Source organism: Anoxybacillus tengchongensis, assembly GCF_014201585.1.
In the GTDB taxonomy this organism is placed as follows: Bacteria; Bacillota; Bacilli; order Bacillales; family Anoxybacillaceae; genus Anoxybacillus; species Anoxybacillus tengchongensis.
In genome coordinates this window covers 191,634-212,672 of record NZ_JACHES010000005.1, presented here as the reverse complement: position 1 = coordinate 212,672, position 21,039 = coordinate 191,634, and the positions used below count along the sequence as shown (strand labels likewise).

The window sequence follows — 21,039 nt, the reverse complement described above, 5'->3', positions numbered from 1 at the left end:
TTTTTCATCTATTTTGCTTACATATCGGACAGGTTCCTGATTATACCAAATCAGGAACCTGTCTTTTTTTCTCCCACAAACATTTTACTCATACCACTTTTTTGCGTACATGTTGATAATAAAAAGTAGAATGACGTAAGGAGAAGAAAAGATGAGACACGAACTTGAAATTGAATTTAAAAATATGTTAACGGCTGAAGAATTTTCTCGGTTTACACATGCGTTTGCAGTGCGTGATGATGAATGGAACGTGCAACAAAATTATTATTTTGACACCCCTGACTTTCAATTGAAACAACAAAAAAGCGCATTACGCATTCGTTTAAAAAACGGCACATATACATTAACATTAAAACGACCATATGAAGACGGGCTGTTAGAAACGCATGAACCGTTAACGAACGAAACAGCGACAGCACTTATTTCGGGCGCAAAGTCACTTGAAGGCGACATCGCAAACATATTGCAGTCGCTTCATATTGACCCGACAGCGATCGTTTGCTTTGGAGCGCTAACGACTCGCCGCGTCGAACGACCTTATAAAAACGGCACGCTCGTCTTTGACCTTAGCGAATATATGAACGTGGCTGACTACGAAATCGAATACGAAGCGAGCGAGCGAACCGAAGGAGAAAAGGCGTTTTCAGCGCTGTTACAGTCGTTTCATATTCCAAAGCGACAAACGAAAAATAAAATTGAACGATTTTACGAAGCTAAATACGAAACGGAGCGATCGTCATGAACGTGCAACAAATCAAATTGCTTTTAGAGCTACAAGCGTTGCAACATTTGCAAGGAAAAAAAGAAGGAACGACAACCTCGTTTCACGATCTTTTTCGCGAGTTGTTAGCACCCGAAACAAATGAAGGGACAGAAACGATACGTCCGTCACTTCCAATAATGACAAGCGACGAAACGAACGCGCCAACATATAAAACAAATGAAACGAACGCACCTTTTCAAAAACATACCATTCATCAATGGATTGACGAAGCCGCTACCAAATATGATGTCGATCCGAAACTGATTTATGCGGTCATTCGTCATGAGTCGAATTTTAATCCGCAAGCAAAAAGTCGTGTTGGCGCGATGGGACTTATGCAGTTAATGCCGAGCACGGCGCGCATGTTAGGGGTAAAAGACGCCTTCGATCCACAACAAAACATTGAAGGTGGGACGAAATATTTACGTCAACTTCTCGATCGGTATGACGGCAATATCGCGCTGGCGCTTGCCGCATATAACGCAGGACCAGGCAATGTCGAAAAACATGGAGGCATTCCACCGTTTCGTGAAACGATGAACTATGTAAAAAAAGTGATGCAAACGTACTATTCCACAAGTCACATCGTTTGAGATGAAACAAAGTCATTGTTACAATATTGATATATTTCGGCAAAGGAGTTTTTCATATGTTTCAATCCCCTTATGAAGCGATTGGAGGCGAACAAGTTATCGCCAAGCTCGTCGATGCATTTTATGAACGGGTAGCGAAACATCCCGACTTGTCGCCTATTTTCCCAAAAGATTTAACAGAGACGGCGCGAAAACAAAAGCAATTTTTAACGCAATATTTAGGCGGACCACCGCTTTATACAGCTGAACACGGACATCCGATGTTGCGTGCGCGCCATTTGCCTTTTCCGATTACGCCAACGCGCGCAAAAGCATGGCTTGCCTGTATGCATGAGGCGATGGATGAAATCGGACTAAACGGGCCTGTTCGTGATGAATTGTATCAACGGCTCATTTTAACTGCTCAACATATGATTAATACACCAGAGGACGAGCGAAAGGAGCATGAAGGTGAATGGTAAGCAAGAAGGAACGACAAAACAACTAGAAATTTATTTATTTGTCGATCCTCTCTGCCCAGACTGCTGGGCGCTTGAGCCTGTGTTAAAAAAGTTATGGATCGAATACGGACAATATTTTACGTTACGTCACGTCTTAACCGGCCAACTCGATCGACTCAATGGCGTAAATTACAAACGAATTGATCGACATGCATCGCGCATCGGCATTGCTTGTGAAGACCGGGTGTTTCTTGAAACACCGCTACCGATTCCATATGTTGCATCGCTCGCTGTGAAAGCAGCGGAATTGCAAGGGCGACAAGCAAGCATTCGCTTTTTACGTCAACTACAAGAAATTGTATTTATTCAAGGCAAAACGATTACAGAGACAGACACGCTCATTCAATGCGCTATTGCTGCTGGTTTAGATGTGCAAGAATTTATAAATGACTTATCTTCACCAAGTGCAGTCAAGGCGCTTCAATGCGACTTAAAAATTCGTGCGGAAATGGACGTTCGTGAAGTTCCGACGCTCGTCTTTTTCAACGAAAATATTGAAGATGAAGGCATTAAAATCTCAGGCTGTTATCCGTACGACGTGTATGTCGACTTAATCCATGAAATGCTCGGGTTTCATCCTCAACCATCTCCGCTTCCACCAATTGAACAGTTTTTACATCACGCTCAATTCGTTACAACCGATGATATTGCGATGGTGTACAACATCCCGCACAGCAAAGCTGAATGTGAATTAAAAAAATTGCGTCTAAAACAAAAAGTGGAGAAAATCGGCTCATTTTGGCGCTGGATCGGATAAAGAAAAAGGACTCGGGGGATGCCGAGTCCTTTTTCTTTGTCATAAAGACAACAAAGGGGATGGGAGAAATTTTTCACGGTCAAACAAAGGGGTATAAGTTTGTTTGATTGTGATTCACTTCACGTTTATATATTAACAAATCCCTTCATGTCTTGACAAGTGTTTTGTTTACTTGTTCACACATTTGTCATAATTATTTTCTTTCTTGCTTACTATGAATAAATAAGGGGGGATTCGATGTTTGTCGCACATATCATTTGGATTATTGTCGCACTTATCATTCACTTTTTCGCATTAATGCGCTTATTTCCATTATTCATATCTATTCCGTTTTTATTTCTTTCTTTCTTTTCCTTCTTCACTTATTTGAACAACCGCCATCGCTTTCGCGGATTTCATTGAAAAAAGGCGACGCACGGTCGCCTTTTACAATAGTTGCTCGAGTTGTTGTAATTTTTGTTCAAACACTTGACACGCCTGTTCAATCGGCTCTGGAGATGTCATGTCAACCCCTGCTTTTTTCAACACTTCAATCGGATAATCGGAGCTTCCTGCTTTTAAAAACTCAATGTAACGCTCGACCGCTGGTGTACCTTCTTCTAAAATTTGTTTGCTTAATGCGGTCGCTGCGCTAAATCCTGTCGCATATTGATACACATAATAGTTGTAATAAAAATGCGGAATGCGCGCCCATTCTAAACCGATTTCCTCATCGATGACAATGCCATCGCCGAAATATGTTTTGTTTAGCTCATAATATTTTTCCGTCAATACTTGCGCCGTCAGCGCCTCACCGTTTTGCACCATCTCGTGAATCATATGTTCAAACTCCGCAAACATCGTTTGACGAAACACAGTGCCACGGAATGTTTCTAAATAATGGTTTAATAAATATAACCGCTTTTTCTCATCATCGATCGTTTGTAATAAATAATCGTTCAATAGCGCCTCGTTGCACGTCGATGCAACTTCAGCGACGAAAATCGAGTAGTTTCCGTACGGATACGGTTGATATTTGCGCGTATAATAACTATGCACGGAATGACCAAACTCATGCGCAAGCGTAAATAGGTTGTTCACATTATCTTGCCAGTTCATTAAAATGTATGGATTCGTTCCATACGAACCAGACGAATACGCTCCGCTTCGTTTGCCGCGCGTTTCTTGCACATCGACCCAACGATGATCAAATCCTTCTTTGACAATCGCAATATATTCATCACCTAGTGGCGTAAGCCCTTTTAACAATATGTCTTTCGCTTCTTCATACGTCACTTTCATATCGGCTTGTTTCACAAGCGGTGTATACAAATCGTACATATGCAACTCATCTAGCCCTAACACGCGCTTGCGCAATTGAACGTAACGATGCAAAAGCGGCAAATAACGATGAATCGTTTCAATTAAATTGTCGTACACCGCTTCAGGAATTTGATTTTTACTTAATGCGGCCTCGCGCGCTGAGCGATAATTGCGAACGCGCGCAAAAAAAGTATTGCGCTTCACCGCTCCACTTAACGTGCTTGCGAACGTGTTTTCATATTTGCGATATGTATCGTATACCGCTTTAAACGCATCGCGACGAACACGACGATCTTCGCTTTCAAGAAAACGAATGTAACGGCCGTGCGTCACTTCCACTTCTTCTCCGTTTTCATCTGTAATCGTCGGAAAACGTAAATCGGCATTATTTAACGCCCCAAACGTATTGCTTGATGCATTCATCACTTCCGCCGCTTGCGCAAGCAATGCTTCTTCTTTTTCCGATAATACGTGCGGGCGTTGGCGGTTCATTTCATCTAATTCGTGCTCATACAGACGAAGCGGTTCGTATTGTTGTAAGAAGGAGCGCAACACTTGTTCATCAAGCGCTAAAATTTCTGGCACGATAAACGCCATCACTTGACCAGCTTCAGCATATAAACTTTCCGCTCTCGTTTCAAGCGCTTGATAAAATGCATTCGCTGTATCTTCATCATGGCGCATATGCGCATACGCATATAATTTCCCTAGTCGCAACAACACATGGTCGCGATATTGCAACGCTTCGTATAACGTTTGTGCGCTTTCCCCTAATCTTCCTTTATACTCCGAAAATTTCGGAAGAAGTGCGTGAATTGCTTGAAATTCTTGTTCCCAATGTTCATCTGTCGCGAAAATATCTTCAAGACGCCACGTATACTCTACCGGAACGTCTTTACGTGTCGGCAACGTTTTTGCCATGTTCATCACCTCTTACATAAAAATGTTTACTTATATATTATTCTCGTTTTGTGAAAAAATCCTCTTTTTTGCTTACAATTCGCTCAAGTACTTGTTGATCTCCTTTCATCGCCTCCTCTATCGTACGTGGGAGCGACCATGACCGAATGCGCTGAAACGTACTTTTTCCGACTTTTTTCAACAATCGAAGCGACACGAGCGCATGTAAATAGTCCATGAACGCATACGAATAATGGCTTTTTGTCATAAGTGGCAAACAGCGAATATGAATGAGGTTTTGACGAATGAAATGTTGCATTCGCTCATATAATTGATGAAACGAAAACGTCATATGAAGCGGAATACGCATAATCTCAAGCAACATATACGTTTGCCAAATAAACGGAGGCGTCTTTAACCAATACGAATGGCGAAGCGGAATACCTGCTTCATGCGGAAATAACGATGGGGTCATATGCTCGTTATAAACGATGCGACAAAAAGAGCGATTCGTTCGATAATACAACGGAGATAGCCGCCATTGTTTCTTTTTCATTTGCCATGCATGAAACAAATCATCGTGTTGTCGTTGAGGCGTCCGTTGAAAAGAAGAAAATGACATCGTATCGAGCGGAATCGTCGTCCATTCTCCGTATGCCATCGTTGCGGATAGCGGGATGAGATGATGAAGAAACCATACTTCGCGACGTTCGGGACAATAAAGCGGAATCATCTCGTAACTATTGAAAAAAAGCCACGAAAATGAAGATAGTTGAAAAAACAAACCGCGGCGCCGCACATGTGATGAATGAAGCAACCAAATCGGGACAATATGTGCGTTTATGTACGCGTTCGTTCGTCTCACAAATAAAGAAGATGGGATGACAGAGCATTGATATTCGACTGCGTACATCTTTTTTTCATGCGTGACAAATACATCCGGACGTTGATGAATATGCGGTAAATGCTTTTCCACTTCCGCTTCGATATTCTCGTTGATGAGCCATTCATATAGCTGTTGTTTCCCTTGTAAATGGGCGATTGTTTCGCGCTCTGTTTCGATCGTGCATGTCGTTTCGTGTGCAAAATGCGACATTCGTTTTTTTCCAATTTTCAATTGCACTCGCTTCAAACAAACAGGGCAAAAAAACGACTGCGTCGCTCGCAATACATGTAGCTGTTCAACCGTCCAATCGTCTAATAACGAACATGTTTCTCCATTTTTCAATAATGCAACAAACATGCAACCTCCCCTTTCTCCACATATTTTTTCACCAACATCGCCTTTTTTCCTGCAACAAATACAAAAAATAGGGGAACAACTAAATTTATTGAATTAGGCGTTTTTTATTTCCCTTCTTTCACATTTTGTCATACAATAGAAGTACAAGATGTGGAATGATGGGCGAACGCTCAGGGGTAAATTCCCTTCCTGAATGGATAATCGTAGAAGGGAGATGAAGAACATGGAAATCGAACGCATCAATGAATATACGTTGAAGCTATATATATCGTACGGAGATATTGAAGAACGTGGCTTTGATCGTGAAGAAATTTGGTACAATCGCGAACGAAGCGAAGAATTGTTTTGGGAAATGATGGACGAAATTCATCAAGAAGTGGAAATTTATTTAGAAGGACCACTTTGGATTCAAGTACACGCGCTTGAAAAAGGATTGGAAGTGTTCGTCACGAAAGCCCAAATTTCAAAAGACGGAAGCAAACTGGAGTTGCCTATTCTCGACGAACGATTCAAAGACTTACCGGTCGATGAAAAAATTGAACATATATTAGATCAACATTTTAACATTATTAAATCGTCGCCGTCGCCAGAACCTGATAATCCGCTCCAGTTCGTCATCCGCTTTAAAAACATTGAAGACGTCATCGCTCTTGCTCATCGTCGCGATTTTTCAACATTACACAACAAGTTATTTGCATTTGAAAATAACTATTACTTGTACGTCGAATTTACAGAAGAAGATACCGATCGCGACATTGATAATATGTTAAGCATATTACTTGAATATGGGCAAGATGCTCAAATGACGATTCATCGCCTTGAAGAATATGGGAAAATCGTCATCGCAGAACAAGCACTTACGATGATCGCAAAACACTTTCCAAACTCATAACGCCGATTTCAACCCATTGAAATCGGCTTTTTTCTCGCAAGGTCAGGTGAACAACAAATGAGAAATGCGTTAAAAGTTGTACTGTTTATACTTGCTTTCATCGGCTTTTTAGCAGTGACAAAAGATTATTGGGAAGGCTGGCTACTCGGAACGTTCAGCTTATTTGTCACATTGTCAGTTATTTTTATTTCGTTTGTCATCTTTTTAGAAAATCGCCATCCGACGAAAACGCTCACATGGCTCGTTTTATTCAGTAGTTTTCCGCTCATCGGCTTTATTTTTTATTTTTTATTCGGTCAAAACTATCGCAAAAAACGATTATTTCGAAAAAAAGCGCTACTCGATGAACAAACGTTTCGCAAACTAGAACGGAATGACACGAATCATGAACGAAAATTATATATGAAACCGCATCAACAACCGCTGTTACAACTGGCTAGACGAATGACGAAAGAATCGATTTCAACCGCGACAAAAACGCGCGTGTTAACAAACGGGGAAGAAACGTTCGCTGCCATTTTTGAGGAATTAGAAAAAGCAGAGCATCACATTCATCTTGAATATTACATCGTGCGTGATGACGATATCGGGCAACGGCTAAAACAAATATTAATCGCCAAAGCAAAAAAAGGGGTACACGTCCGCTTTTTATATGATGCGGTCGGAAGTTGGAAACTGTCGAAAACGTACATACAAGATATGCGTGAAGCAGGCGTAGACATCATCCCGTTCTCCCCTGTTCGCTTGCCGTTTTTAAACAATACAATCAACTTCCGCAACCATCGTAAAATTATCGTCATTGACGGAAAAGTCGGTTTTGTTGGTGGCTTAAATATTGGCGATGAATATTTAGGGAAAAATGAATATTTCGGATTTTGGCGCGATACGCATTTACTCGTGTATGGCGAAGCGGTGCGCACGCTACAACTAATTTTTTTACAAGACTGGTATTACATGACGGGTCAACAATGGTTGACCATGAACTATTTACATGCGCCGACCGTTGAGGATGAAACGCTTGGCGGTGTCCAGCTTGTCGCTGGGGGACCAGATACGAAATGGGAAGTCATTAAACATTTATTTTTTGCGATGATTACATCAGCCCAGCAATCAATTTGGATTGCCTCACCGTATTTCATCCCAGATGAAGATATTTTAACAGCATTGAAAGTTGCCGCATTAAGTGGTATTGATGTACGGCTTCTCGTGCCGAAGCGACCGGATAAAAAAATTGTGTTTTATGCTTCCCGCTCTTATTTTCCTGAACTACTCGAAGCAGGAGCGACCATTTACGAATACGAAAAAGGTTTTATGCACAGCAAAATTATCGTTGTAGATGGCGAACTTGCCTCGATTGGCACAGCGAACATGGATATGCGCAGCTTTCATTTAAATTTTGAAGTGAATGCGTTTTTATATCAAACGCCAAGCGTACAAACGCTAGTCGATGACTTTATAAACGACTTCGAGCATTCATCAAAAATTGATATGCATCAATTCAAACGCCGACCACTTTGGATGCGCATCGCTGAATCGACAGCGCGCCTTCTTTCACCACTACTATAAAAGGCTTAGCATTTACGCTAAGCCTTTGTTGTTGACGAGCTGTTGTGCTTGACGCAATTGATACGTTCGCACTTTTCTCGGTAAAAAGCGACGAATTTCATCTTCGTTGTAACCAACTTGCAGGCGTTTTTCATCCATAATAATCGGACGGCGCAACAAGCCTGGATGTTGGCAAATAATTTCATATAAATCTTGCAATGGTAATGAATCGACTTGAATATTTAACTTTTGAAAAATTTTCGAACGAGTCGAAATAATTTCGTCCGTTCCGTTTTCCGTCATGCGCAAAATGCTTTTAATTTCTTCAATCGTTAACGGCTCGGCAAAAATATTGCGCTCTTTATACGGAATGTTATGCTCTTCTAACCACGCTTTTGCTTTTCGGCAAGACGTACAACTTGGCGATGAATATACGATCACCATATGTGAATCACTCCCTTATGGGTTGCTTTATTCGCTTTCTGTATTAAAACACATCTTATTTTAAAATGACTTTAAAAAACTCTACAACGTACATTATACAACAAAAAAGTTTAGAAAGATACACCTTTTTTCAATTTTACCCAACATATTATACGGTTGTCCGATCAAAATGGTTTCATTTTTCGTTGCTTTCGTTTCAAATTTTCTCTACAATAAAAGGAGAAATGGCAAACAAAGGGGGAGACGTATGGCGCAATTTTTTATCGACTTCACGATCGTCGCCGTTTTCGTGATTGGCATCACGGCGCTTATGGGCGTCATTTTAAACGGCATTGGTGAAAACATATTTGGCGGACGGAAAAAGCGATTACATACAGCAATGAGCGAACAGGTGCAAACGGGCTGGAAAGCGGTCGGTGGAAAAAAAGCTTCGAGATAATCTCGAGGCTTTTTTTAAAAACAAAATAGTCAAATGAATCAAAATATTATATAATACTTTAGTACATCAAACGAAAAAAGCTAATCTCTCGAAACTCGAGAGATTAGCTGTACATCGCCTTATATTTTTCGTACTCTGCTTCCGAGCAGTAAACGAAATGACCCGGGGTAATTTCGCGCATGCGCACATCTTCGCCTTCTTTATAGTTGTGCTGTGACGGATCGTAAATGATACGTTTGCGCGTCCGTTCTGTTTCTGGGTCTGGGTGTGGAATCGCTGAAAGAAGCGATTTCGTGTACGGATGAATTGGATTGCGGTACAACTCTTCTGCATCCGCAAGCTCAACCATTTTTCCGAAATACATGACCCCGATGCGGTCGCTAATGTATTTGACCATTGACAAATCGTGGGCGATAAATAAATACGTCAAGCCTTTTTCACGTTGCAACTTTTTCATTAAGTTGACAACTTGCGCTTGGATCGATACGTCAAGTGCCGAAATGGGCTCGTCCGCAATAATAAACTCCGGCTCAACCGCAAGCGCGCGTGCAATGCCGATCCGTTGACGCTGTCCGCCAGAAAACTCGTGCGGATAACGGTTCGCATGTTCGCGGTTTAAACCGACCGTCTCAAGCAGTTCATATACGCGATTCATACGCTCTTCTTTCGACGATGCTAAGCCGTGAATATCAATGCCTTCCGCAATAATATCTGCAACCGTCATACGCGGGTTTAACGACGCATATGGGTCTTGGAAAATCATCTGCATTTTCCGTTTTAATTCTTTCGCTTCTTTCGCAGACTTTTTCCGATGCACACTTAAACCGTTAAACAACACTTCGCCGCCTGTTGCTTCATATAATCCAATGATCGTACGGCCTGTCGTTGACTTTCCGCATCCTGACTCACCAACGAGACCGAGCGTTTCACCTTTATAAATGTCGAACGTCACATCGTCAACCGCTTTGACAACTTGTCCTTTCCCGACTTTAAAATATTGTTTTAAGTTTTTCACTTCGACAAGTTTTTGTTTTTGTTGTGCCATCTTATTCACTCTCCTTTACAATAATTGGTTTATCGTAGTTTGAGGAGAGTTTACGCAACCGTTTTTTTACTGCCTCAGGCGGCTCAACTTTCGGTGCGTCTGGATGAAGCAACCATGTTGCCGCATAATGCGTATCAGAAATCTTAAAGAGCGGAGGCTCTTGTTCAAAGTCAATACGCATCGCATACGGGTTGCGTGGCGCAAAAGCGTCCCCTTTCGGCGGGTTTGTTAAATCTGGTGGCGATCCTGGAATGGCAGCTAACTCTTTTTTATCATCGCTATCTAAGCTTGGCATCGAAGCAAGTAGACCCCATGTGTACGGATGACGAGGGTCATAGAAAATTTCATCAACCGTTCCCATTTCAACAATTTTTCCAGCATACATGACGGCAACACGATCGGCCATATTTGCCACAACACCTAGGTCGTGGGTAATGAAAATAATGGATGTTCCCATTTTCTTTTGCAAGTCTTTCATTAACTCTAAAATTTGTGCTTGAATCGTTACGTCTAACGCTGTTGTTGGCTCATCTGCAATCAACAACTTCGGATTAGATGCGAGTGCTACTGCAATCATCGCACGTTGTCTCATTCCGCCAGAAAACTCGTGCGGATATTGGTTTACACGCTTCTCGGGCATAGGAATACCAACAAGCTTCAGTAGCTCAATCGCACGCTCTTTCGCTTGAGCTGGCGACATATTTTGATGTTTAATGAGAACTTCCATAATTTGCTTACCGACTTTCATCGTCGGGTTTAACGACGTCATCGGGTCTTGGAAAATCATTCCGATATCTTTTCCGCGAATTTGCTCCATTTCTTTATCCGTCTTTTTGACGAGGTCTTCCCCGTTAAATAAAATTTGACCGTTTTTAATTTTTCCAGGCGGCATCGGAATGAGGCGCATAATCGTTTGCGACGTCACACTTTTTCCCGATCCAGATTCCCCTACAATCGCAAGCGTTTCACCTTTATTGACGTGAAAACTTACACCACGAACAGCTTGTACTTCTCCACCATATGTTTGAAAGGATACTTCTAAGTTTTTCACTTCAAGCAATTTCTCCATGTCCTCACCCCTCTTTACTTACGCAATCTTGGATCTAGCGCATCGCGCAACCCGTCTCCAACAACGTTAAATGCAAAAATCGTTAAGCAGATCATCGTTGCTGGGAAGAATAAACGCCATGGATAATATTGTAACGCTGATACGCCATCAGAAGCCATCGTTCCCCAACTTGCAAGCGGCTGTGGAACACCGAGACCGAGATAGCTTAAAAACGCCTCTGTAAAAATCGCAGACGGAATCGTCAACGTCATCGTTACAAGAATTGGACCCATGGTATTTGGAATTAAATGTCTAAACATAATACGTGACGTGCTTGCTCCTAATGTTTGCGCCGCAAGAACGTACTCTTGGTTTTTCAATTGAAGAACTTGTCCACGCACAATGCGTGCCATGTTAATCCAACCAGTAATCGTCATCGCTAAGATCATCGTTCCTAATCCTTGCTCCAATACAACCATTAACAAAATAACTAAAAGCAAGTACGGAACACCCCATAAAATGTCAGCAATACGCATCATTACTTCGTCTGTACGTCCGCCACGGAAAGCAGCGATTCCACCCCATAATACGCCAATAAATAAGTCGATGAGCGCCGCAGCCACACCGATAAATAATGAAATGCGTGCCCCATACCACGTACGAGCAAAAATATCGCGTCCGAGATCATCCGTACCGAACCAGTGTTCAGCAGATGGCGGTTTGTTTGTATTCATTAAATCGTTTGTTCGATAGTCATGGGGTGTCATCATCGGTCCAAAAATTGCCATGAATACGAGAATGAAAAGCAAAACAAGACCGAACATCGCTAATTTATTTTTACGGAAACGGATCGATACGTCTTTCCAAAACGAAAGGCTTGGTTTCGAAATTTTTTCCGCTTCACTTAAATCAACCGATGCAGGCTGAAACATTTCCTTTGGAATTTGCTGCATAGTTACTCTCCTTTCTTCCCACCGGCTAATTTAATGCGAGGATCAATTAATCCATAAGCAATATCTACAAGTAAAATGGCTGCTAATAAAATGATGCTGTAAAACACAGTAACACCCATAATGACGGTATAGTCACGGTTAGAAATACTTAATACGAAGTGACTTCCTAGACCTGGGATACCAAAAATTTTCTCAATAACGAAACTACCTGTGATCACCCCAGCAGACAATGGACCGAGATACGAAACAACAGGCAATAATGCGTTGCGGATCGCATGACGCACCGTAATTTGCATACGCGACAATCCTTTTGCTTTCGCCGTTCGAATGTAGTCGTTACTTAACACTTCAAGCATGCTTGAACGAGTTAAACGAGCGATAAACGCTGTCGGTCCTGTTGCTAAAGCGATTGCTGGCAAAATTGTGTGCATAAACGACTCCCAACGTGCAACCGGGAAAACACCTAGTTTAATGGCTAACACGTATTGAAGCAATGAAGCCATGATAAAGCTCGGAACAGAAATTCCCAGAACAGCAAAAATCATTGCTGCATAATCTTGCCATTTGTTATGATTCAATGCAGCAATAATCCCGAGCAATACGCCCATACCAACTGCAATTAACAATGCTTCCATTCCTAAAAAGAAGGACACAGGAAACCCGCTATTAATTAGATCATTAACCGTTTGTCCTTTGTATTTAAACGAAGGACCGAAATCCCATTGAGCAATTGATGTTAAATAATCAAAATATTGTTCATACCATGGACGATCTAACCCGTAAAATTCATTTAAGTTTTTCTCAATTTCTGGCGGGAGCTTTTTTTCTCCAGAGAAAGGTCCGCCAGGTGCAGCTCTCATTAAGAAAAATGTAGCTGTAATAATTAAAAATAGCGATAGCAACATATAAAGCAAACGTCTGCCTATATACCGCAACATATTGAAACACCTCCATTTTTTACAAATGTTCGCTATCGTGAAATGAAGGTATATGGGAAACCCCATATACCTTCATCATTCACCTGTTTATTCAAAGTATGCCCATTTAAATTGAACATCACCAAGACCTGATAATTCAACGCCTTTTAAGTTGTCTTTTTGCACCCAAGTTTGTGTATAGAAGTAAATCGGTGCAATTGGAAGCTCATCCATTAAGATCGCTTCTGCTTCTTTTAACATTTGAAGACGTTTTTCAGAATCTTTTTCTTTTTGAGAATCAATTAACAACTGCTTATACTTCGGATTTTCCCAGTTTGTATCGTTATTTCCACCTTTTTTGTCACGATACAACTCTAAGAAGTTGATCGGATCGTTAAAGTCACCTAACCAACCCATGCGACCGATTTGATAGTCTCCAGAATGTAACTTGTCAATGTAAACGTTCCATTCTGCGTTCTCAAGTTTGACTTCAATGCCTAAATTTTTCTTCCACATATCTTGAATCGCTTGAGCGATTTTCGCATGCGCTTCAGATGTGTTGAATGATAATGTGATTGGTGGTAAATCTTTCACATCTTTTAAACCAAGTTCTTCAAGACCTTTTTGTAAATGTTCTTTTGCTTTTTCAACATCGTTATCTTTAAAGTACCCTTTTTCGTTTTCAGGGAACATTGTTGGTGGTACTGCTGCCATTGCCGGCACTTGCTCACCTTTTGTAATGTTTTCAACGATTGCTTTACGGTCAATCGCATATGTGAGTGCCTTACGAATGTTGACGTTGTTTAATGGTGCTTTTTCTGTGTTAAATTTGTACCAATACGTACCCGCAATCGGTTGCACATGAAGCTTACCTTCTTGTTTTAATTGTGGCAACGCATCAGTTGGTAAGTTACCAGTTGGTGAACCAGCCCAGTCTAACTCACCGTTGTTGAACATAGAAAGTTCAGTATTCGGATCGTTAACCATAACCATTTCAATTTTGGTTAATTTTACATTATTTGCATCCCAGTAGTTTTCATTCTTTTCAAGAACGATTTTGCTGTTATGCTCCCATGATACCATTTTGAATGGACCGTTGGAAGTGTATTGATCACCAGCATTTTTATACCAATCTGGATTTTGTTGTGCGATTTTACTATTCACCGGATAGTAAGTATAGAACGCTGTTAACTCTAAGAAATAAGGTGTTGGGTTTTCAAGCGTAACTTGCAATGTTTTGTCATCAATAGCTTTTACACCAACATCTTCAGCTTTTGCTTTTCCTTCGTTAAACGCTTGACCATTTTTAATGTAGTAAAGTTGGTAAGCGTATTGAGATTGGTTCTTTGGATCAAGTGCCCATTTCCACGCATATTCAAAATCATGCGCTGTTACTGGGTCACCATTCGTCCATTTCGCATCGCGCAATTTAAATGTGTATGTTGTTAAGTCATCAGAAACTTCGTAACTTTCTGCAGCCGCCAAATCTGGTTTACCGTCTTTAATGACTGTTAAACCTTCAAATGTTTGGCGTAATACTGTACCAGAAGTAGAGTCGTTCGCTAAGCCTGGATGTAAAGAGAACGGCTCAGTGTTAATGTTGATGTGAAGTTCTTGAGGAACGTCCGCTTTTTTGTCTTCTCCTTTTTTCGTGTCATCAGCAGATTCTTTTTTGTCAAATCCACCACACGCCGCAAGGAAAAGACTCAACACTAACATAAGGCTAAATAAAAGTGAAAGTCTTTTCTTCAATGGATTTCCCCCCTAAATGTATTTTTTCCAAGCACCATTTTAACAAACTTGCACATTTACTCGTCAATCCCCCAATTTGTAGAAAAGAATGTTTTTACTAAATAGTCTGACTTTTTATGTTGTATAGTCGTATGAATTTTTTTAAAAAAACTCATACAAGAGGCTACTCTTATGTAGCGAGTGTTGCCGTCTCTTTTACAAGTTGGGAGCGATTGTTAAGTAAATGTTACAAATTTGTTAAACCGTTAGCTTGTTAAGCTTATTATAAATAGTTTAAAAATTTATTGCAAGAAAACTTTGAGGATTATTTTTAAAAATAGTTTCTTTACACTTTTTTATATTAGTAAATTAAAGCGTTCACGCTTGAAAATTTTATTGTATTTTTTCCGATCTTGCAACAAAAATTGCACATTTATTTTATAAAAACGTTTTCAGTTTGTAAAGATTTTGTCACAAATATCGTCCCCTTGCCAAGAAAACGATACATATTGTAAGATAAAAGAAAAACCGATGCGATGACAAAGAATAGTACATATAACGAGGCGTTCAGAGAGCTTGTGGACGGTGCGAACAAGTCGCTAGTTGTATGGAATGGGCTTTCGAGCATTCAAGCTGAAACAAAAGTAAGCTTGGACGTTTGCCTTACGTTACAAAGGCGCCATGTGTAAAACATGGGCAAAGTGATTGTCGCAATGACAATAACTAGGGTGGCACCACGGTTCTATCGTCCCTAAAGATGATAGGACTTTTTTATTTGGAAAAATAAAAAAGGAGTGATTTCATGAAGACGATTTTTTCTGGCATTCAACCAAGCGGTGTCATTACGCTCGGCAACTATATTGGAGCGATGAAGCAATTTGTTGAACTGCAACACGATTATAATTGCTACTTTTGTATCGTCGATCAACATGCGATTACCGTCCCGCAAGATCGGCTGGCGCTTCGGAAAAACATCCGCAGTTTAGCAGCATTTTATTTAGCCGTTGGCATCGATCCGAACAAATCGACGTTGTTTATTCAATCGGAAGTGCCTGCACATGCGCAAGCGGGTTGGATTTTACAATGTATCGCCTACATCGGCGAGTTAGAGCGGATGACGCAATTTAAAGATAAATCGGCTGGAAAAGAAGCGGTCAGCGCTGGGTTGTTGACGTATCCGCCGCTTATGGCAGCCGACATTTTACTTTATTCGACAGACATCGTCCCTGTCGGTGAAGACCAAAAGCAACATATTGAGTTGACGCGCGATTTAGCGGAGCGGTTTAATAAACGATACGGCGACATTTTCACGATCCCAGAAGCGCGCATTCCAAAAATCGGTGCACGCATTATGTCGCTTACTGATCCGACGAAAAAAATGAGCAAATCTGATCCGAACCAAAAATCATACATTACGCTACTTGATGATGCAAAAACGATCGAGAAAAAAGTAAAAAGTGCCGTGACAGACTCCGAAGGCATCATTCGTTATGATAAAGAAAATAAACCGGGCGTATCGAACTTATTAACGATTTACTCCATTTTAGCGAACGAACCGATTGAACAGTTAGAAGAACGTTACGCTGGAAAAGGATATGGAGAATTTAAAGCCGATGTCGCTCAAGTCATTATCGACACATTAGCACCCATTCAACAAAAATATTATGACCTCATGGAAAGCTCTGAACTAGACGACATTTTAGACGAAGGTGCCGAAAAAGCGAACCGTGTCGCAAGCAAAATGTTAAAGAAAATGGAAAATGCCATCGGTTTAGGAAGAAAAAGAAGATAAAAAACTCAGCTCCGTGTGGGGCTGAGTTTTTTAATTCACTTTCGGTTCTTGTTCCATTTCCCATAGTTTTTCAAAAAACGGTTGTCCTTTCACGAGCCGTTCGCACAAATGCGCATGGCGGTCCGACCATCCGTATTTCGCTTCTTCGTACAAGCCGTTCCACGCTTCTTCAAACGACATTTGTTGAATGTATGCATACTTTTCTGGCGCCCACTCCGTATACCAATAGCGCACTTCAGCGACATTTTTCGTTCCGTACAATTGATCAAGCGCCATAAATAACAGCTGCTTCAATTGTCGCTCTTTGCGCGTCAATCCGCTCATGAGCGCAGGATGGGGCGATAAAATATGATATTCTTTTTCACTTTGTTGAAACGGATATATGCGCACATCTTGCTCTTTCATCATCTCATAAACGAGCTGTTCTTGACGTGGAATGAGTCGGCTTTTACGAATCGGAATGTGATAGCCAATCGTATCAATCGCAACGATGCCATAGCCATCTGTGGCAATAAAACAATAATCAAGCTGAATGCGTTCATGATTTTTGCGCACATACGCTTTTTGATACACATCTTCAAGCAACGGTTTAGGAATTTCCGATAGACTATTTTCCAAGTAGTAAAACAGTTGTGGGCTCACTTTTAATACTGGAACTTGATCTAATAACTCAATCGCATCATCTTTTCTCCACTCATAAAAGTGGCAAACGTTATATCCATTTTCTTCTCCTTCAAACCAATTTACCCAAACATCGTGAAGATATAACATGCATAACCCCTCACTTCAAACGATTTGTTCACAGTATGGTCAGAGGTCGTTCATTTTATTCCATTTCACCCTAAATTTAACCATCATCACGAAATGGGAAAAAAATACTTAGCCACGTCATGAATAAGCCGATAGGTAAAAAATAACATTCCACTTTTGTGCTAATAAATAACAAATATTCTTTCCAATCTGCACGCGATGCCATAATGTTTAAATACGCAATCATCGTCGTTCCACCAATGACCGACATCCCAAACCCAAGCAAATAAAAAAAGAAACGCATACATTTGTCCCCCTTGTCCACTACTATATGTATGAACAAACCGGGAAACGATGCGTTACATAAAAAAAATTTGTTCTGATTCCATTGTCAATAATTCGATTATCGTCTTTTTTTCCAACGCTCGCTTCACAATGTCATACCCGACCGCATAGCCGAGCATGCGCGGATAAAATGTTGAACCGTATAAAAGCGCACGGTAACGCGCATCGTCTGGACGAAGCGACATGTTTGGCACGATCCATTTTTTCGTAAACTGCTTTAGTTGTTCCTCTGTGTAATATGTCGTCCATTTCGCGACATATTTGCTCCCAAGTCGCTCATACACCGCGTTTTCGGCTAATCCTTCCATGACGATGCGGTCAAGGAGCGTATAGTCGCGCTCATTTTTCGGATCCACATGTAAACGGCAAACGTGATTGTATTCGTGGATGAGGAGGGCGTAAATATGTTCATTCGGAACATGAGGAAGCAAAAATAAAAATAGTTGATCGCGAAAAGCGACGCCTGACTTTCCGCCAAATTCATGTTGGAGCGAACGGTTGGTAGCATCAGCAGGGAAAATATAAATCGGCACATCTGGCCCATTCCACTCTTTTTTTAGCTCAGCAAACTTGTTGGCAACAAACGCCCATACGTTTTTTTGTTCAAGCTGTTTCATGATGTCATGTTGATTGCGCCGCGCCATCCCATGCGCAAATAAATGGCGCTGTACGTCTTCTTTTATTTTTTCTCGCCATTTGTCATGTTCAAACCAGTTTTTTGTGTTAATCACTCCCATGACACTCCCTCCTTTCGTTATCGCATTGTACGACAAACGAAAGGAAAATGTGAAAAGGATGAGGAGAGCCTCATCCTTCATATTTTTTGAAAATAATTGTCGCATTATGTCCACCAAAACCGAGCGAATTGCTTAATACGGCACGCACGTCTTGTTTGCGCGCCACGTTTGGCACGTAATCTAAGTCGCATTCTGGATCTGGCGTTTCATAATTAATCGTCGGCGGAATGACGCCGTCGTAAATCGATAAAACGGAGAAAATCGCTTCAATCGCGCCAGCTGCGCCAAGCAAATGACCAGTCATTGATTTTGTCGAGCTGACCGCTAATTTGTACGCATGTTCACCAAATACTTCTTTAATCGCCATCGTTTCATATTTATCGTTATACTCTGTGCTCGTTCCGTGTGCATTAATGTAATCGATGTCTTCTGGTTGCATATTCGCATCACGAAGCGCTTGGCGCATCGCGCGTACACCGCCTTCTCCGCCAGGTGCTGGTGCCGTAATATGATACGCATCCCCTGTCGCACCGTAGCCGACAATTTCTGCATAAATGCGCGCACCGCGTTTTAGCGCATGTTCTAGTTCTTCCAAAATAATAATGCCAGCCCCTTCGCCCATAATAAATCCATCTCGATGTTGATCGAACGGACGGCATGCTGTTTTCGGGTCTGGATTAAACGAGAGCGCTTTTGCGGCGCTAAATCCTGCAAACGCCATATGCGTAATCGGCGCCTCTGTTCCGCCTGTAATCATGACGTCCGCATCACCGCGCTCAATAACTTTAAACGCATCGCCAATCGAGTTCGTTCCTGTTGCACAAGCGGTCACTGTACATGAGTTCATTCCTTTTGCGCCAAGTATAATCGACACTTGCCCTGCCGCCATATCTGGAATCATCATCGGAACGAAAAACGGGCTCACGCGGCGATACCCTTTTTCTAAAAACGTCTTTAGCTGTTCTTCGTACGTTTCCATCCCACCGATGCCTGAACCGATCCATACGCCGACGCGTGCAGCGTTATCTTCTGTAATTTGTAAATTCGCATCTTTTACGGCCATCATCGAAGCCGCGACTGCGTATTGTGTGAAGCGATCCATTTTACGCGCTTCTTTTTTATCCATAAACTGTTCAACTTGAAAATCTTTCACTTCCGCTGCCACTTTCGCAGGAAAATCGTCCGCGTTTAATCGTGTGAGCGGACCGATGCCTGATTGTCCGGCAACGATATGTTTCCACGTCGTTTCAACATCATTTCCTAACGGCGTCACTGCTCCTAACCCCGTGACAACCACTCGTCTTTTCGTCACCACACATCACTCCTTTGTTTCATCATACATCGTTATTTGCCCCAGCGCAACGCAATAGCGCCCCAAGTTAATCCACCGCCGAAACCGACCATAATAATTAAATCGCCATCTTGAATGCGTCCAGCTTCTACTTCTTCGACGAGCGAAATCGGAATGGATGCAGCGGATGTATTTCCGTATTTATTCACGGTAATCGACATGCGGTCAACTGGTAGCTCTAACCGTTCGCGCGCCGCTTCCATAATGCGAATGTTCGCTTGATGCGGAATTAAAAAGTCAACGTCCGCCTTCGTCAACCCTGCTTTTTCTAGCACACGAATGCACGACTCTCCCATTTGACGCACGGCAAATTTAAATACTTCCCGTCCGTTCATCACGACATAATCGTCTTCGTATAAATATTTTCCGCCTGTTCCGTCCGCACCGAGCTCAAACGACACGATGCCACGACCTTCCGAAACTTTTCCCATCACAACAGCGCCTGCACCGTCTCCAAACAACACCGCTGTGTTCCGATCCGTCCAATCGACGATTTTCGATAATTTTTCTACCCCAACAACGAGCACATATTTGTACGTGTCCGTTTCGATAAATTGTTTCGCCGTCACCATCGCATACATAAATCCTGCACATGCTGCGCTCACATCAAGCGCCGCCGCGCGCACTGCGCCAAGCTTTTCTTGCAGCATACATGCAACAGACGGAAACGCGCGATCTGGTGTGACCGTTGCTACTAAAATGAAATCAATTTGTTCGGGAGAAATACCCGCATCATCAAGCGCGCGCTTCGCTGCGATATATGCCATATCGGACGTATCCATATCGTCTGAAGCAATGCGCCGTTCTTCAATGCCTGTTCTCGTCCGAATCCATTCATCAGACGTATCCATTCGTTGTTCTAATTCTTTATTCGTCACAATACGCTCTGGCAAATATCGTCCAATTCCAATAATTCCTGCATTCACGGAAATATCGTCTCCTTTTATTATCAAACTTTATTACTTGGTACTAATTTTACTTTCTTTTCTCGT

Annotated in this window: 22 protein-coding genes and 1 other annotated feature; of the genes, 9 read left to right on the top strand and 13 right to left on the bottom strand. The window is 41.7% G+C overall.

All coding sequences use genetic code 11. The features are described from left to right. The first annotated feature begins 151 nt into the window (after positions 1-151). From HNQ82_RS07760 to HNQ82_RS07740, 5 genes are all read left to right on the top strand, one after another. Complete coding sequence (locus HNQ82_RS07760) at positions 152-742, top strand: CYTH domain-containing protein (RefSeq protein WP_183248583.1); 591 nt, start codon at positions 152-154, stop codon at positions 740-742. Beyond that, positions 739-1,356 carry a lytic transglycosylase domain-containing protein gene (locus tag HNQ82_RS07755; protein ID WP_183248580.1) on the top strand — a complete coding sequence of 206 codons (618 nt, stop codon included), beginning with the start codon at positions 739-741 and terminating at the stop codon, positions 1,354-1,356. Before HNQ82_RS07760 ends, HNQ82_RS07755 begins: the two co-directional genes overlap by 4 nt. A 56-nt stretch (positions 1,357-1,412) precedes the next feature. Further along, the gene (locus tag HNQ82_RS07750; RefSeq protein WP_032100738.1) at positions 1,413-1,817 is read left to right on the top strand and encodes a globin domain-containing protein; all 405 of its coding nucleotides are present in this window, start codon (positions 1,413-1,415) and stop codon (positions 1,815-1,817) included. Next, positions 1,801-2,613, top strand: coding sequence for a ClpXP adapter SpxH family protein (locus tag HNQ82_RS07745; protein ID WP_183248578.1), 813 nt, complete (start codon positions 1,801-1,803; stop codon positions 2,611-2,613). The genes HNQ82_RS07750 and HNQ82_RS07745 overlap by 17 nt, the downstream gene beginning before the upstream one ends. Before the next feature lie 237 nt (positions 2,614-2,850). Continuing rightward, positions 2,851-3,015 carry a hypothetical protein gene (locus HNQ82_RS07740; RefSeq protein WP_032100740.1) on the top strand — a complete coding sequence of 55 codons (165 nt, stop codon included), beginning with the start codon at positions 2,851-2,853 and terminating at the stop codon, positions 3,013-3,015. Between the two features lie 24 nt (positions 3,016-3,039). Here HNQ82_RS07740 and pepF read toward each other — a convergent pair whose 3' ends face one another. Both pepF and HNQ82_RS07730 read right to left on the bottom strand, forming a co-directional pair. Beyond that, positions 3,040-4,836: an oligoendopeptidase F gene (gene pepF / locus HNQ82_RS07735; protein WP_183248576.1), complete on the bottom strand. Its 1,797-nt coding sequence runs from the start codon at positions 4,834-4,836 to the stop codon at positions 3,040-3,042. A 37-nt stretch (positions 4,837-4,873) separates the two neighbouring features. Continuing rightward, positions 4,874-6,058, bottom strand: coding sequence for a competence protein CoiA (locus HNQ82_RS07730; RefSeq protein ID WP_183248575.1), 1,185 nt, complete (start codon positions 6,056-6,058; stop codon positions 4,874-4,876). Between the two features lie 223 nt (positions 6,059-6,281). On the opposite strand from HNQ82_RS07730, the gene mecA reads away from it, so the two are divergent. Both mecA and cls read left to right on the top strand, forming a co-directional pair. Continuing rightward, positions 6,282-6,950 carry an adaptor protein MecA gene (gene mecA / locus HNQ82_RS07725; RefSeq protein ID WP_183248573.1) on the top strand — a complete coding sequence of 223 codons (669 nt, stop codon included), beginning with the start codon at positions 6,282-6,284 and terminating at the stop codon, positions 6,948-6,950. 57 nt (positions 6,951-7,007) lie between these two features. After that, entirely contained in the window at positions 7,008-8,516 is a 1,509-nt protein-coding gene (cls, locus tag HNQ82_RS07720; RefSeq protein ID WP_183248571.1) for a cardiolipin synthase, read from the top strand. A gap of 12 nt (positions 8,517-8,528) precedes the next feature. Here the strand turns inward: cls and spxA are convergent, their stop codons facing one another. Continuing rightward, the gene (spxA, locus tag HNQ82_RS07715) at positions 8,529-8,939 is read right to left on the bottom strand and encodes a transcriptional regulator SpxA (RefSeq protein WP_032100744.1); all 411 of its coding nucleotides are present in this window, start codon (positions 8,937-8,939) and stop codon (positions 8,529-8,531) included. Between the two features lie 247 nt (positions 8,940-9,186). Between spxA and HNQ82_RS07710 the strand changes: the two genes are divergently transcribed. Continuing rightward, positions 9,187-9,378, top strand: coding sequence for a hypothetical protein (locus HNQ82_RS07710; protein ID WP_032100745.1), 192 nt, complete (start codon positions 9,187-9,189; stop codon positions 9,376-9,378). Positions 9,379-9,481: 103 nt separating this feature from the next. On the opposite strand, the gene HNQ82_RS07705 is transcribed toward HNQ82_RS07710, so the two are convergent. The 5 genes from HNQ82_RS07705 to HNQ82_RS07685 all read right to left on the bottom strand — a co-directional run bounded on the left by HNQ82_RS07705 (position 9,482) and on the right by HNQ82_RS07685 (position 15,093). After that, positions 9,482-10,423 (bottom strand): ABC transporter ATP-binding protein, encoded by a 942-nt coding sequence (locus HNQ82_RS07705; protein ID WP_183248569.1) that lies wholly within the window; start codon positions 10,421-10,423, stop codon positions 9,482-9,484. Between the two features lies 1 nt (position 10,424). Then, positions 10,425-11,492, bottom strand: coding sequence for an ABC transporter ATP-binding protein (locus HNQ82_RS07700; RefSeq protein WP_085789502.1), 1,068 nt, complete (start codon positions 11,490-11,492; stop codon positions 10,425-10,427). Between the two features lie 14 nt (positions 11,493-11,506). Further along, positions 11,507-12,424, bottom strand: a complete 918-nt coding sequence (locus tag HNQ82_RS07695; RefSeq protein WP_183248567.1) for an ABC transporter permease — start codon at positions 12,422-12,424, stop codon at positions 11,507-11,509. 2 nt (positions 12,425-12,426) lie between these two features. Continuing rightward, the gene (locus tag HNQ82_RS07690) at positions 12,427-13,362 is read right to left on the bottom strand and encodes an ABC transporter permease (RefSeq protein ID WP_032100749.1); all 936 of its coding nucleotides are present in this window, start codon (positions 13,360-13,362) and stop codon (positions 12,427-12,429) included. A gap of 87 nt (positions 13,363-13,449) precedes the next feature. Beyond that, positions 13,450-15,093 carry a peptide ABC transporter substrate-binding protein gene (locus HNQ82_RS07685; RefSeq protein ID WP_183248565.1) on the bottom strand — a complete coding sequence of 548 codons (1,644 nt, stop codon included), beginning with the start codon at positions 15,091-15,093 and terminating at the stop codon, positions 13,450-13,452. Positions 15,094-15,599: 506 nt separating this feature from the next. After that, positions 15,600-15,828, top strand: a binding site (T-box leader). A 46-nt stretch (positions 15,829-15,874) separates the two neighbouring features. Between HNQ82_RS07685 and trpS the strand changes: the two genes are divergently transcribed. Further along, positions 15,875-16,864 carry a tryptophan--tRNA ligase gene (trpS, locus tag HNQ82_RS07680; protein WP_183248563.1) on the top strand — a complete coding sequence of 330 codons (990 nt, stop codon included), beginning with the start codon at positions 15,875-15,877 and terminating at the stop codon, positions 16,862-16,864. A 30-nt stretch (positions 16,865-16,894) separates the two neighbouring features. Here the strand turns inward: trpS and HNQ82_RS07675 are convergent, their stop codons facing one another. The 5 genes from HNQ82_RS07675 to HNQ82_RS07655 form a co-directional block, all read right to left on the bottom strand. After that, positions 16,895-17,635, bottom strand: a complete 741-nt coding sequence (locus HNQ82_RS07675; RefSeq protein ID WP_183248561.1) for a YjbA family protein — start codon at positions 17,633-17,635, stop codon at positions 16,895-16,897. A gap of 76 nt (positions 17,636-17,711) precedes the next feature. After that, positions 17,712-17,918: a YuzI family membrane protein gene (locus tag HNQ82_RS07670; RefSeq protein ID WP_183240430.1), complete on the bottom strand. Its 207-nt coding sequence runs from the start codon at positions 17,916-17,918 to the stop codon at positions 17,712-17,714. Positions 17,919-17,973: 55 nt separating this feature from the next. Next, positions 17,974-18,696: a DUF2268 domain-containing putative Zn-dependent protease gene (locus tag HNQ82_RS07665; RefSeq protein WP_183248558.1), complete on the bottom strand. Its 723-nt coding sequence runs from the start codon at positions 18,694-18,696 to the stop codon at positions 17,974-17,976. A 70-nt stretch (positions 18,697-18,766) separates the two neighbouring features. After that, on the bottom strand, positions 18,767-20,008 hold the full coding sequence (gene fabF, locus HNQ82_RS07660; protein ID WP_183248556.1) for a beta-ketoacyl-ACP synthase II: 1,242 nt from the start codon (positions 20,006-20,008) through the stop codon (positions 18,767-18,769). A 32-nt stretch (positions 20,009-20,040) separates the two neighbouring features. Continuing rightward, entirely contained in the window at positions 20,041-20,973 is a 933-nt protein-coding gene (locus tag HNQ82_RS07655; RefSeq protein ID WP_183248554.1) for a beta-ketoacyl-ACP synthase 3, read from the bottom strand. Positions 20,974-21,039 lie beyond the last annotated feature (66 nt).